Source organism: Streptomyces sp. NPDC093801 (assembly GCF_040701585.1).
In the GTDB taxonomy this organism is placed as follows: domain Bacteria; phylum Actinomycetota; class Actinomycetes; order Streptomycetales; family Streptomycetaceae; genus Streptomyces.
In genome coordinates this window covers 1-13,107 of the sequence record NZ_JBFBDP010000043.1, presented here as the reverse complement: position 1 = coordinate 13,107, position 13,107 = coordinate 1, and the positions used below count along the sequence as shown (strand labels likewise).

The 13,107-nt window shown below is 66.7% G+C and carries 12 protein-coding genes; 10 read left to right on the top strand and 2 right to left on the bottom strand.

Annotation, left to right across the window (positions count from 1 at the left end; translation table 11 throughout):
• Positions 1–32 precede the first annotated feature (32 nt).
• Complete coding sequence (locus AB0469_RS35150; RefSeq protein ID WP_366455576.1) at positions 33–752, bottom strand: hypothetical protein; 720 nt, start codon at positions 750–752, stop codon at positions 33–35.
• A 271-nt stretch (positions 753–1,023) separates the two neighbouring features.
• Positions 1,024–1,326 (bottom strand): hypothetical protein, encoded by a 303-nt coding sequence (locus tag AB0469_RS35145; RefSeq protein WP_366455575.1) that lies wholly within the window; start codon positions 1,324–1,326, stop codon positions 1,024–1,026.
• A gap of 262 nt (positions 1,327–1,588) precedes the next feature.
• Here AB0469_RS35145 and AB0469_RS35140 point away from each other — a divergent pair, with 262 nt between their 5' ends.
• The 10 genes from AB0469_RS35140 to AB0469_RS35095 form a co-directional block, all read left to right on the top strand.
• On the top strand, positions 1,589–2,353 hold the full coding sequence (locus AB0469_RS35140; protein ID WP_366455574.1) for a GntR family transcriptional regulator: 765 nt from the start codon (positions 1,589–1,591) through the stop codon (positions 2,351–2,353).
• A gap of 650 nt (positions 2,354–3,003) precedes the next feature.
• Complete coding sequence (locus AB0469_RS35135; protein ID WP_366455573.1) at positions 3,004–4,038, top strand: hypothetical protein; 1,035 nt, start codon at positions 3,004–3,006, stop codon at positions 4,036–4,038.
• Positions 4,035–5,396: a replicative DNA helicase gene (gene dnaB / locus AB0469_RS35130; protein ID WP_366455572.1), complete on the top strand. Its 1,362-nt coding sequence runs from the start codon at positions 4,035–4,037 to the stop codon at positions 5,394–5,396. The genes AB0469_RS35135 and dnaB overlap by 4 nt, the downstream gene beginning before the upstream one ends.
• An 881-nt stretch (positions 5,397–6,277) precedes the next feature.
• Positions 6,278–6,442: a hypothetical protein gene (locus tag AB0469_RS35125; RefSeq protein ID WP_366455571.1), complete on the top strand. Its 165-nt coding sequence runs from the start codon at positions 6,278–6,280 to the stop codon at positions 6,440–6,442.
• A 210-nt stretch (positions 6,443–6,652) separates the two neighbouring features.
• Entirely contained in the window at positions 6,653–8,155 is a 1,503-nt protein-coding gene (locus AB0469_RS35120) for an AAA family ATPase (RefSeq protein WP_366455570.1), read from the top strand.
• 29 nt (positions 8,156–8,184) lie between these two features.
• Positions 8,185–9,000, top strand: a complete 816-nt coding sequence (locus AB0469_RS35115; protein ID WP_366455569.1) for a hypothetical protein — start codon at positions 8,185–8,187, stop codon at positions 8,998–9,000.
• A 771-nt stretch (positions 9,001–9,771) separates the two neighbouring features.
• Positions 9,772–10,371, top strand: a complete 600-nt coding sequence (locus tag AB0469_RS35110) for a restriction endonuclease (protein ID WP_366455568.1) — start codon at positions 9,772–9,774, stop codon at positions 10,369–10,371.
• Between the two features lie 259 nt (positions 10,372–10,630).
• A complete protein-coding gene (locus AB0469_RS35105; protein WP_366455567.1) occupies positions 10,631–11,785 on the top strand; it encodes a ParA family protein in 1,155 nt (384 codons plus the stop codon).
• Positions 11,782–12,828: a ParB/RepB/Spo0J family partition protein gene (locus tag AB0469_RS35100; RefSeq protein ID WP_366455566.1), complete on the top strand. Its 1,047-nt coding sequence runs from the start codon at positions 11,782–11,784 to the stop codon at positions 12,826–12,828. Before AB0469_RS35105 ends, AB0469_RS35100 begins: the two co-directional genes overlap by 4 nt.
• Before the next feature lie 142 nt (positions 12,829–12,970).
• The coding region (locus AB0469_RS35095) for a DUF2637 domain-containing protein (RefSeq protein WP_366455644.1) at positions 12,971–13,107 on the top strand (137 nt) is incomplete at its 3' end.

The window sequence follows — 13,107 nt, the reverse complement described above, 5'->3', positions numbered from 1 at the left end:
CGGGGCCGTGGTCGTTCGTCTCGGTGCGCGAGTCAGAACTGGGTGCGCATCCAGGCCGGGAAACGGCCGGCGCACCGACCGCAGTGGGTCCGGCGGAGGACCTGGCGCCATCCGGCAGCGGCTGCGCGGACGAAGTTCAGCTCGGTGGTCCCGCAGTTCGCACACTCGGGCTGCACAGGATCCCCCTTCGCCAGACGGCCGTTACGTGCATGCCTGCCCAGCTCGGCCTGCCGCCGGTCGTGCGCGGTCACGTCCTGCGGGGCCAGCGGAAGGCCGGAGCCGTCCCTCGGACGGTCCCCGCCCGGGACGTTCTTGCGCGCGGCGTCCGTGACGCTGACCGCCTCGCTGACGGCGGCCCATTCGGCCTTCCGCCTGCGCGGCACCACGATGGGGGCCGGGGAGCTCCCGAGACGCTTGACGCGGGTGGTGTGCCGCGAGCCGGGGTTCATGGCCTCGTTCTGGCGGCGGTTGGTCAACTTCTCGTAGCGGGCGAGCCACTGGTCCGGGGTGATGTCGAACCAGATGCGCTGCCCGCTCCCGGCGCACCGCGGCCTGCGGTCCGGCTCGGAGCGGCGGTGCTGGCTCTGGCCGCTGTGCGGCTCGGCCCGGTGGGCGATGACCATACGGTCCTGGATGGGCCGCCAGGTCGAGCAGTCGGGGCAGACGATGGTGCGCGTCTCGCCGTCGCGCAGGTTCATGAGGTCGGGGCGAACGGTGCTCGCCTGGAGCGGGGCCCGGCCGTTGTGTCGCATGGGGTTCCTCCACAGGTGGTTGCGTTCTCTGCCCGCCAGGGCCTCGCGAAGGGGGCCGTGGCGGACAGGCAGCGCAACTGCTGTCGGGCTGCGCCCGCATTGAGCCGGCCGGGGACCTCGTGGTTCGTCTCCCGGCACCCACCATCAGGTGAGCGGTCACACAACTCGATGCGGTGCTGCGCTATGCGTTTGTGGGCGGTGCTTCGGGGCCATTGCCGGATTCCCTCGTCAGGACCGCGTGTGGACGCGGTCCTGACGAGGGAAACAGGAGTCAGCTGGCGGGGTGCTTGGCCTGCTGAAGCACCGCGGCGTAGCTGGTCTTGCCCCGGCCCGTCGCGCATGCGCCGAACGGCCGGAGGCTGCTGACCGCGATCCGCTGGGCCGGGGCCATATTGCGGTCGGCGGGCGACTTGGAGGGCACGCCGGAGACGCGACCGGTGCTCGCGGTCGGAGGCGTGTGGGACGTGTAGGGAGCCAGCCAGGCACCACAGGCGTGGGGCGTGGCGCTCAACCTGACGACGTCCAGGGGGGCGATGCTATTCCACGGAACGGGAACCGGCATGATGTTGCGCACGGTGGTGTTCCTCTCGGTTTGGTCGAGATGGACCCGCCCAGCTGCGGGCCGGGGATGCGACCCCCGAGCCCGCAGCGTCGTTTCCAGGGATGCGACCCCCGGTCCGGACACGGCGGTAGTACGAGTCAGCCTGCGCCTTGTCGGGATGCGACCCCGGTTCGGCTGGCGACGTAACGACCATGACACTCAGCGTGGGGGTCTGTCAACAACCCGACTTAATGGAGTACTCTGATGTCATCGACCTCAGGGAGGAGGGATCGCGATGCCCGCTCACCAGCAGTGGAAAGATCTGGCCGACCGGCTTGCGGCTCGCATTGACGCTGGCGAATTCCCGCCCGGCGCGAAAATGCCGACCAACCGAGAGCTGATCGACGAGGGGGAGCAGAAGACCACCGTCGATCGGGCATACCGGGATCTCGTGGAGCGCGGCTACGTGGTTCGCCGGCCCCGACACGGAACGGTGGTCCGGGATCGCACGCCCATTCGCGTGCAGCTATCGCGGTATCGCGGTGTGATCCGGCCGGACAGTCCGCAGGGGCCCTGGCAGGCCGCGACCGCCGGGCAAGGCCTCGACGGGCGGATGGAGGCGATCAGCGTCGAGCGGACCACCGCTCCGAAGGACGTGGCGGTGGCCCTCGGCATCGCACAGGACGCTCCCGTTGTTCGGCGTACCCGGCACGCTTCCATCGGAGACGATGTCGTCCAGGTTCAGACTGCTTGGTACGAGGCAGAGCTCGCCGTTGAACTCGGGCTGGACGGCCCACAGACCATCGCGGGTGGGATATACGGCGCCATGAAGCGCGGTGGCTTGACCCCCCGTTGGGCTGACGAGCACGTCACGGCCCGTATGCCGACACGGGACGAGTCCTCCGTCTTGGCTGTCGGATCAGCCGTACCCCTACTTCTCGTCCAGCGCGTAACCCGGGACGCAACCCGCCGACCGGTCGAAGTACTCCAGGTCGTCGGCGCCGCCGACCGCTTGGAGCTGATCTACGACGATCTACCCCTTGGGGAAGACGACTCCTGAATCGTCTGCTCGCCGAGCCGGCGACCAGACGAAACGGAGGCGGAAGAACGCGCGCCTCACCTCACTGCCACAACGGAATCGTGAGGAGGGTGCGCGCCGCAATCGCAGAACCACGAAAACGAGGACGGCCGCCCTGGTAGGACAGGACGGCCGTCGAAGCGACTCCCAGCCGGCAAGCTCGCGGAGTCGTGGTCAGCGCGGTGACCGCGCTGGGTGCCTGGACCGCCAGGGCCCATCGGTCACCTACCCGTCAGCATAGACAACGACTCCCGGGCAAGCCCAGCAGAAGGCTTGCCCAGTGGCCCGAGTCACACAGTTGATCAGCTGATCCACGGCTTCCCTGAACAAGGGACCGATGTGTCACATCTGAAAGAGGCCGCAACTGCGGCTGTACTCCGCTCGTTGCCCGTCCAGCCCCCCAGCCCGTCCACGCCCACACGCATCGGCTTGCCCGGCTCGGGCCTGCCCGCACGACGGGAGAGCGGGCAAGCCTGTCACCTGGGCCTTCTGAGCTGCGGGCAAGCCTTCGGGCAAGCCGCCATGTGGAGAGTTCACGGCACAACATCCACTAGGAGGTGTGCCGTGCACGTACCTGTGCACCCCGGGTCCGAAGCGATCCGTCCCACCGCCCTCATCCCGGGAGGAGCGGTATGCGCCACGATCTGATCCCCCGGGTCGTCAGCGCGGCCGCCATCGACTGGATCAAGTTCGACGCCCTGCTCGCCCGCGATGGCAGTGTCGAACCGGTCGACAAGGCGCTCTACGCGGCCATCGCCTCCTTCGCCGACCAGGGCACCCGTGAGACCGACGACGCTCCGGACGCCGACGACATCCCGACCCGCAAGGTGCTCGCCCGCTGCATCGGGCGGTCGGTCGACACCGTGGACCGGTCGACGAAGCGGCTGGAGGACACGGGGCTGCTTGAGGTCGAGCGCCGCCCGGACCCCAGCAACCCTCGCGTGAACATCCCCAGCCTGTACCGGCTGCTCGACCACGAGCGGTGGGACGAGCGCGCCGCCGCCCGGGCTCAGAAGCGGCAGGCCGAGCGGGAGGCGAGGGCTGCCCGGAAGGCGAAGCAGCAGGCCAGCAGCCCTCAGGGGGGTGGCCGCATGGATGCGGCTACCCCTGACGAGGGGGTGGCCGCACCGGTGCGGCCAGGGGGGCCGCATGGATGCGGCCAGGGTGGCCGCACCAGTGCGGCGGTTCCTTCTTCTCTTAAAGAATCTCTCTCTCAAGAGGGGGGTGCGCTCGATGCGGTACCCGGTGAGGGTGGTGCTGTCGTGACGGAGAGAGAGACCTCGGCTGCGCCGGAAACCTCTGCGGTGGTTCCCGCCCAGCGGACGGCAGACGAGGATGCGGACCAGGTGGTCGCCGCCTACCGGGCGGCGCTCCGCAGGCCGATCACCAGCAAGGCCCTCGGTACGATCCGCTCCGCGGCCATTGAGCTGCTGGCCGACGGCTTCCCCGTCTGGTGGCTGTGCGACCGGGTCCGCGAGATGGCCCCGCGCGGATGGACCGACCTGCACAAGCACGCCGATCGTGCCACCGCGCCCACCGAGCGCAGTGCCGCTGTCGAGTGGTGCGGTGAGTGCGGCCAGCACGACCGAAAGCGCTACGACGACGTGTACGAGTACGTGGACTGCTGGACCTGCAGCCCGATCGCCCTTGCCGGAGTGGCCCGGTGAAGGAACTCGAACTCCCCGAGCAGCGGGGCGGCCTTGAAGGTGCCGCCCCGCCGCACGACACCAACGCCGAGATGGCGGTCCTCGGTGCGATGCTGATGTCCAAGGAGGCCATCGCCGAGGCCATCGAGATCCTGAAGCCGGAGCACTTCTACAAGCCCGCTCACGCGACGATCTTCGAAGCCACGGTCGGCATGTACCTGCGCGGCGAGGCCGCCGACCCGATCACGCTCTCCGCCCTGCTCACGCAGCAGGGCATGAGCACCCGGGTCGGGGGCAGCGACTACCTCTTCACCTTGACCGGCTTCATGTTCGGGGTCGGCTCCGTCCGGTTCTACGCGGAGATCATCCGCGAGACGTGGTCGGTCCGGCAGGTCATCATCGCCACCCGCACCACCCTCAACACCGCTCTTCGCGGCGAAGGCACCGCCAGCGAGCTGATCGCCGCGCAGCAGCAGGCCTTGCTCGCCGCCGTCGACGAAGACGAGGAAGACGGCCTGGGCCTGCTCGGGCCGGCGCTGGAGGACTTCCACGACGACTACGAAGAGCGGGCCGCCAACTCGGGCAAGCTCAGCGGGATCAGCACCGGCTTCACCGACCTCGACGCACTCACCAACGGTCTTCAGCCCAGCCAGCTGGTCGTCATTGCCGGCCGCCCCGCCATGGGCAAGTCGACCCTCGCCCAGGACTTCGTGCGGGCCTGCTCCTTGAGGGACAGGCAGCCCTCCGTGTTCTTCTCACTGGAGATGGGCCGACGCGAGATCACCCGGCGCGTGATCTCGGCCCAGGCCCGCGTCCCGCTCCAGCACATCAACCAGGCGATCCTGCCGGACGAGCTGCGTGCCAAGGTCGACCGAACGACCGCAGAGCTGATGGATGCGCCGTTGTGGATCGACGACTCCGCCAACTTGAACCTGGTCACCATCACGGCCAAGGCCCGAAAGCTGCGCGAGCGCCAGGGACTCAAACTGATGGTGATCGACTACCTGCAGTTGATGCAGTCCGGCGCCGGGCGACGTCCGGAGAGCCGGCAGCAGGAGGTTTCCGACATCTCCAGGGCCCTGAAGATGCTCGCCAAGGAGCTGCAGATCCCCGTGGTAGCCCTGTCACAGCTCAACCGCGGACCCGACCAGCGGACAGACAAGAAGCCGGTCATCTCCGACCTGCGGGAGTCCGGCGCGATCGAGCAGGACGCCGACATGGTGATCCTCCTGCACCGCGAAGACGCCTACGAGAAGGAATCGCCACGCGCGGGCGAAGCCGACCTCATCGTGGCCAAGCACCGCAACGGCCCGACCGCCACGATCACAACCGCGTTCCAGGGCCACTACTCGCGCTTCGTCGACATGGCCAACACCTGAGGGGGACCACTGTAGGGTCTCAGATTTCGTGGCCGAATCTCACGAACGGTGGCCAACCGATGGCCGCTCCTGAGACGGCGCAGGTCAGCGACCTGACCCCGGCGACAGCCCCGAGGAATTGGCCACGAACGTGAGACTGAGTGGTTGGCCACAGCGTGAGACTCCGCGAGCAGCCGCAGGTCGCAGCTTCAGTATTGGCCACGAGCGGCAAGACCCTACAACCACTGTGGGGTCTCAAATCCCGTGTCGGAATCTCACGGTGGATGTCGGATGGATGTCGGATCCGACATCCACCGCGAGACGCCGCATGTCAGCGGGCTGCGTCGTCGCTTCTTGAAGGGCGGCGCCGACGAGTTCCAACATGGAGCTGAGACGCCGTGCGTCCGGCACCGCGTGAGACAGCGGGGGGAACCCGCAGGCCACGGGACTGGCGTCCGACACCGGCCGCGAGACCCTACAGCCCAGGTGGACAACAAGAGGTACTCGAGGCGGCCTGCACGAGCTGGGCCGTCCGGGACCGAACTCAACCTCCTAGAGCGCGAGCTGACACAGCTCCAGGCCAGGTCGCCAAACTGCGAGAACGCCGGGACGCGAAGAAGATTGCGGCAGGTACACGAAGGCCACCCTGGACTGGATCACGCCCGCCGCTGGCCTCGGCGTGAGCAGTTGGGTGGCCCCTAATGCCCCTTCCGGGCCCTCAGGACATCCCTGAGGCGCCCGAGGAGCCAACGGCAGCCCTCGGAGCCATAAGTCGATCAGCTGGCCGCTCAGAAGCCCGCAGAGCCGGTCACGGATCGGCTGCCGCCGGGCTTTTCGCCCGCTGGAGCGAAGAGCAGGTCTGGGCTCGCCTACACCGGGGGGCCACCGGCACTTTGGCCAGGATGTCCTCCCTCGACAGCGAGACCGGCTTCCCACACACCTCCGACCCGCACACCCTGATGCGGCTCACCACACACGACCGCGCCACCGTCTTCGCGACGATCGCCTCTGCCGGCAACGGCATCCCGGGACCACCCACGAAGTCGGCCTGTCCACCTGAGACCTGATCGTGGTAACCCAGGCCAGCACACCAGGGGGCGGGTGGGCAGGCCCTGGGCCGCCGGTCAACGGCGCCGTGATCCAGGCAGCGGAGCTTCGGCTGCTCCATGCGAACCACCAGCCTGCCGCAACTCCAGCTTCTGAGGCTGTCGGGAGGGCGTCCTGCTGAGAGACTATGAGACGGACAACGAGCTCGCTAGCGATCACGGGGATGGGCAGTGCAGTTCACGGTGCTTGAGGCCGGTGAGACGCCGCCGCCTGACGTCCAGGGCGCCTTCCTGATCCAGGACATCTGGGACGACTTCGGGTTCAGGACCAACTTCTTCCTGGAAGTCCGGCAGGACGACGGGCGACTGTTTCACGTAGGACCCGTACGGATTGCCCATGTGGACATGGAGTTGGATGAGACCTTCTCCATAACCGCCGACCGGATGGCCAGGACCTTCACCGCGCTTCCGGACGGCTTCTTCAGTCTGGCCCACGAAGCCGACTACTACGAGGCCCTCTACATGCTGCCAGAGGGCACAGCAGTCATGATCCTGAAGTCACTTCAGGATGTCGCGTACACATACGGCAGGGAGGTGCCTGACTCGCTGTTCATTGAGGCAGCCTTCAACCGGTCCCTGATGCGGGGCACGACTACTGCCGAATACATGCGCATGGCCCGAACTGCACGTGGTGGAGCCAGGTCCCTGCCTTTCCGATGGACCTACACGCCCTTCCCCCAGGGCCTACTGCCGCCACACCGGTTTGATTTCCGGGCGGAGCCCGGAAGTCTCCCCCCGACGAACATGCATGCGCTCATTGGCCGCAACGGGGTCGGCAAGTCTCACCTCCTGCACTCGATCGCCGAGGATGCAACAGCAGGCATGCTCCACGTCCAGAGCGGTACCGAGGACGAGGAGCAAGTCGGCTTGAACGGCTGCGTCGTAGTGTCGTTCAGCCCCTTCGACAAGCGGTACCAGTCCGGCCCGGAGCCTGTGCTTGATCTCGTCTACATCGGTCTCCGCCACGACCGCGAGAATCGCTTGAAATTGGATGAGGAGCTGCTCGCCGAGTTCGTGGACAGCTTCCGCAGGGTTCGTGTCGGAGCTCGGGGCCTCCGTTGGCAAAAGGCGATCAACACTCTCAACTACACAGCCAGCGGATTCCTTGATGGTCACCAGGATGTGCTTACCGAATGCATACGGGAGGAGAGTCCGCAGATTCTGAGGGATCAGTTGAGGCAGGTCTTCGTGAACCTCAGCTCCGGGCACCGGGTCGTGCTGCTGACCCTGACACGGCTCGTCGAAGTGGTCACCGAACGTACCCTGGTACTGGTCGACGAACCGGAGACCCACCTTCACCCGCCGCTACTCGCCGCGCTCATGCGCTCCATCTCCGACCTGCTCACCCATCAGAACGGCATGGCGATCCTCGCCACCCACTCCCCCGTGGTCCTGCAGGAAGTACCGTCCACATGTGTGTGGAAGATGCAGCGGAACGGAGACACGGTCACCGCGCATCGCCCGACGCTGGAGACTTACGGGGAGAACGTCGGTGAGCTGACGCACGAGGCGTTCGGCCTCGAAGCCACCTCCGCCGGCTACTACGCCACCATCGCGAGACTGGTCGACGAAGGGCTGCCCTACCAGGAGATCATCGGAAGGTTCTCCGGAATGGGGGCCGAAGCGCGGAGCCTGCTGCGCGCTTTGGTGCACACCAGACAGGGGCAAAACTGATGCTGTGGCCGCCCCGACCCGCCGTCCGCGTGAGCGATGCGGTCAAGGCCTGCAACGCCGGCTGGCGCGACCCGATGGCCAGGAAGACACTCGAAGCCCGACTTGACCATCTTCGTCAGGTCGAAGAAGCCTACGAGCATGCAGGTCAGACCCGCACTCTGCTGGCACTGCTACACACACAGGAATTCCAGAAACAGCATAAGGACGCCGACGCCCACCACCTCCTCGCCGCCTATGAGGGCTTGGTCGACCGGGTCGACGGCCGCGCCCTCTACGATGCGCTGAAGGCGTCGGCGGTCCACGGAACGTGTCCGCTGTGCGGCATAGGCGAGGTTGCCACCCTCGACCATCACGCGCCGAAGTCACGCTTCCCGTTGCTGGCCATCACTCCCCTGAATCTCGTGCCGGCCTGCGACATCTGCAACAAATGCAAGAGCAGTACCCTGCCCCCGCCATCAGGCCCAGAGGACTTGCACCCCTACTTCGACGACCTAGGGAAAGACCGCTGGCTCTTCGCCGAAGTTGCGGACGGTAGCGGCATCGCGGAATTCACTGTCCGGCCGCCCACTCCCTGGCTACCTGTCACGCAGGCCCGTCTCATCCACCACTTCAACCGGTACTCATTGGACAAGCGCTACCGAGAGCGCGCCGTCAGTCTGCTGTTCGACCGGCGCCGGAGTGACCTTCGTACCTACGACCTCGTGGGCCCTGAAGGACTACGGGACGACCTGCTGATCGACGCTGCCAGTCATGGCGAGAACGACCCCAACAGCTGGAAGACTGCCCTGCTTCACGGCTTGGCCAGCAGCTCCTGGTACACCAACGGCGGTATGAAAGACCTCTGATCCCAACCACCTCCACACCCGCCAAGCGGGCCAGGAAGAGATGTGGCCGCACAACCCTCGAAGAGGCCGACAGCGAAGCCGTGCGTCTCGGAGCGTGGATCAGCCAGCAGCGCGCCGAGGCAGGCACGCTGTCAATCCAGCGGGTCGAGGAACTGTCGGTCGACACGCGCTGGTCGTAGGGGGCCGCGCCGACAGCGTCGACAGCTCCCCAATTGGAGAGCCCACAGGCAAGATGCCCCAGCCCGGGGATCTAATTTGGCAAACCAGTCAATCAACACCGAAAAGCGACGCCCAGAATGGGCCCTACGATCGACGAACTCGGCATGCCCGGTATGGATCGACCTTGGACCACCCGGGAGGCCCGTAGACGGCCCCTCGTGGCGTTTCCGGCCCGTGGACGGGCCGCCGATTACGGCAAATGAGTGTCCTGGCGCCGCAGGGACACCTGCGCGCGGCTCTGGCCCTCGCAGCGCTCCTCGTTGGGCAAGCCTTCCCCTGCATCGCTTCGGGAAGCGGGCAAGCCTTTGGGCAAGCCGCTCTGAGGAGGCTAGTCGCAGAGACTCCCACCGCCGGTGGGAGGCGGCCGCTCGCCCCCCGGCGCTCCCGGGGGCCGGGCGCCGTGCCCCGATCCAGGAAGGCCGGCCATGACCGGACGTCGGTACCCGACGCGCACCGCTGCTCCACGACCAGGACGAGGGCGCCGAACCGTGCGCCGAAGGAAGGGAGGCCAGGGCAAGGACGCTGCCCGGCCTTCTGGCGGCGGCCGCGCTCGTGTCCCTCTTCGTTCCGCAGGCTCGACAGTGGCTGGAGCTCCACGGCTCCGGTATTGCCGTGGTCGCCGCCTCGGCCCTCGTTGCCGGGGTGCTCATCCTGTTCCTCGTCAAGGCCGTACGGCGCGGCTTCTCGGCCTGGGCCGGACGGCGCCGTCGGCCGGAAGGCTGGGACATCCGATTCCTGGACGGCCTCCATCACACCGAGTTCGAGGAAGCAGTGGGGGAATTGATGCGCCGCGATGGGGCCCGCGATGCCGTCCGCGTAGGTGGCTCCGGCGACAACGGGGCCGACGTCAAGGGCACCGACCCGGCGGGTCGGCGCTGGGTCATTCAGTGCAAGCACCGCCGCGACGGAGCGGCAGGGTCCGCAGTTGGCACGCCGGACCTCCATGTCCTCAACGGGACCGGCCGTCCTGTCCACGGGGGTGATGTCGTCGTCCTCGTCACCAACGGCCGGATCACCGCGCCTGCGGTCAAGTTCGCCCAGAGCCAGCGCCTACACCTGGTGGACCGCGGCCTCCTGAACGAGTGGGCTGCCGGTTCAGCTCCTCTGTGGGATCTCCTCCCGCACCTGCCCGCTCCGCGGCGCTGCCCTTGATCGCGCGGACTCTGGCGCCCGTCCTCATCGCCTCCAGTGACTTCCAGAGAGCCGGACCATTGGAGGGAGTCCGGCCTTCTGGCTCAGCAGCATTACGCGCGCCCCTCCAGAGCCTCAACGACGGCTCGTCTTGACCGCTCCCCTGCCACTCTTGCTTCGGCCGTTGGGGGCCGCCCGGTCTCGCACGTTAAGAACCTTCGACACGCCGGGACGTGGGGTGTAGGTGACTTCAGGTAGGGCAAGTTAGTAAGGTTGCCTCATGAGCACTCAGAACCCTGCGGGAGACAGAGAGAAGATTGTCTCCAAGCTGCCGGCCCTGATGCGCCAGGACCTGAAGGTCCGGGCCGCAGAGCGGGGCTGTGACATCCAGGACGCGGTACTTCAAGGGCTCCAGTCGTGGATGGCCACGGAGTCAGTGCTGCCTCTGGTGTCCACGACGGGAGCCATCCCGTTTGCCACTCACCTGCCGGTCGGCTCCTGGGCGGCTGTACGCGACGTCTGCGGGCAGCGCGGCATTCCGCTGGTGCAGGGGCTGTCTCAGGCCGTTCAGCTCTGGCTCGCCGACAACCCCTCGCCCAAGGTCAGACCAGTCACTGGCATTCCTCAGCGCTTGGTGGTCTGCAACCAGAAGGGGGGAGTCGGCAAGACAGCCATCGCTGCCGGCCTCGCCCAGGCAAAGGCCGAGGCAGGCGATCGCGTGCTGCTAGTCGACTTCGACCCGCAAGGACACCTCACCGAGCAACTCGGACTGGAAGAGATCCCGAACGACAAGGACCACGACAGCCTGGCGAAGCACATGGTGGGGGAGAACGACCGCCCACTGCACAACCTCTTGGTGTCCCTGGACCACGCGAAGTTCGGCGGCCGACTCTCCGTTCTGCCCACCTGTATGGATGGCTTCCTGCTCGACACAATGCTGGCTCTCTCCAAGCTGCGTACGAAGGAAACCGCCCTGGAGAAGGCGCTCCGTTCCGTGGAGGATCAGTTCGATGTCGTGATCATCGACTGTCCTCCGAGCTTGGGAACGACCATGGACACCGCTCTGTATTACGCACGCCGTCGTGATGGTGAGGCAGCGGACGTGTCGGGCGTGGTCATCCCCGTTCAAGCGGAGGACAGCTCGGCGAAGGCATTCCGCATGCTGGAGGAGCAGATCTCGGCCTTGGAGGAGGACTTCGCCCTGGAGGTCGACCTTCTGGGCTTCGTAGTCAACCTCTACGAGAGTCGGCGCGGATTCGTGGCGACTTCGTCGCTGGAACGTTGGGAGAAGATGGAGAGCCCCAGACTCCTCGCGGTCGTGGGTGATCTGAAGGAGCAGCGCGAAGCCGTCCGGCTCCAACAGCCTCTCCTCGTCTACGCAGAGGACTGCGAGCAGTCCGAGATGATGCGCACGATCGCGCGGAGGCTTTCATGAGCAGCAAGAGCGACCTGCTGGGTCAGGCCGGTACCTTCGAACGGGTTGCAGGGGGCAGGAGTGCCCGCCGCGGCATGATCGACCGGGTGACCGGGAGCGACGGAGTTCCGACTCGGCTGCCGCTGCAGGAGATCAGCGCCAATCCTGAGAATCCACGCGAAGAACTCGGTGACGTGGACGAACTCGCAGAGAGCCTGAAGACGGTAGGCCAGGTACAGGCCATCACCGTCGCCAGCCTCGACGCCTACCTCCGGGACCGGCCACAGATGGAGGGCAAGCTCGACCCCGACGCCACGTACGTTGTTGTCGACGGGCACCGCCGCCTGCTGGCTGCGGGGAGGGCCGGGCTCAAGACGATGAAGGTCTTCGTGGACGACTCGCTCGCCACGACCGACCGCAACCTGCTTGAAGCAGCCTTCGTCGCCAACGCCCAGCGCAAGGACTTCACCGACCTGGAGGCGGCACAAGCGCTGAAACTACTCGTGGACCTCCATGGCTCCCAAAGGGAGGCAGCCCGGCGGGTCGGTAAGTCGCAGGCCTACGTCTCGCAGAAGCTGTCGCTGCTGGGTCTCGCGCCTGAGCTGCAGGCCGACCTTGCATCAGGGCGTCGACAGGTGAACCACGTCCGCGGGCTGGCCGATCTTCCTGCTGCCGAGCAGAAGGCCGTCGCCGACCAGCGCGCCCAGGAAACGGCTCGCAAGAAGGCTGAGAAACGAGAGCCCCGAGAGCCGAGTGATAACTCAGTTATCACCTCTGCGGTGCCAGAGCCGCGAAACGCCGAGGCCCGCCAAGCCTCGGCGGGTGATAACTCAGTTATCACCGAGGAGCGTCAGGCACCGGCTACCGAAGCCGACACACCCCGCACGGAGACCGATAACTCAGTTATCAACGCGCCGGGAGAGAGTGGCGACTTCCCTGTGCACCCCGTTCTCGCCAGGAACCTGTGGACTCCCCTGCCTGACTTGGCCCAGCTTGCTGAGCTGCTCCGCAACCAGCTGGACGAGGATCAGCGCCTCGACCTAGCTGCCCGCATCGTCGGCTAGCTGTGGAGTACACCTCATCCTCTGGTGCCCCGGGCCACCGCGCCGGGGCACCCCCCGTAAAGCCATGCGATCGCTCAAAGATCGCAGCCATGGGACAGGTTCAAGACCTCATGATCAGCACGCGAAGGAGGTGCCAACTGTCATGCAGCTGACTCGCACGCATCGGATACTCATCGGCGTCGTAGTCGCCGGAGCCGTCGTCATCGCGGGTATCGGTTTCGCGGGGTCGTACGCCGCGGTCCGCGCCCTGGCGCTGAAGAAAGGCTTCGGCAGCTTCTC

Coding starts and splice junctions, on each gene's coding strand:
- AB0469_RS35150 (WP_366455576.1), bottom strand. CDS start 752: ATGCGACACAACGGCCGGGCCCCGCTCCAGGCGAGCACCGTTCGCCCC.
- AB0469_RS35140 (WP_366455574.1), top strand. CDS start 1,589: ATGCCCGCTCACCAGCAGTGGAAAGATCTGGCCGACCGGCTTGCGGCT.
- AB0469_RS35135 (WP_366455573.1), top strand. CDS start 3,004: ATGCGCCACGATCTGATCCCCCGGGTCGTCAGCGCGGCCGCCATCGAC.
- AB0469_RS35125 (WP_366455571.1), top strand. CDS start 6,278: ATGTCCTCCCTCGACAGCGAGACCGGCTTCCCACACACCTCCGACCCG.
- AB0469_RS35105 (WP_366455567.1), top strand. CDS start 10,631: ATGAGCACTCAGAACCCTGCGGGAGACAGAGAGAAGATTGTCTCCAAG.
- AB0469_RS35100 (WP_366455566.1), top strand. CDS start 11,782: ATGAGCAGCAAGAGCGACCTGCTGGGTCAGGCCGGTACCTTCGAACGG.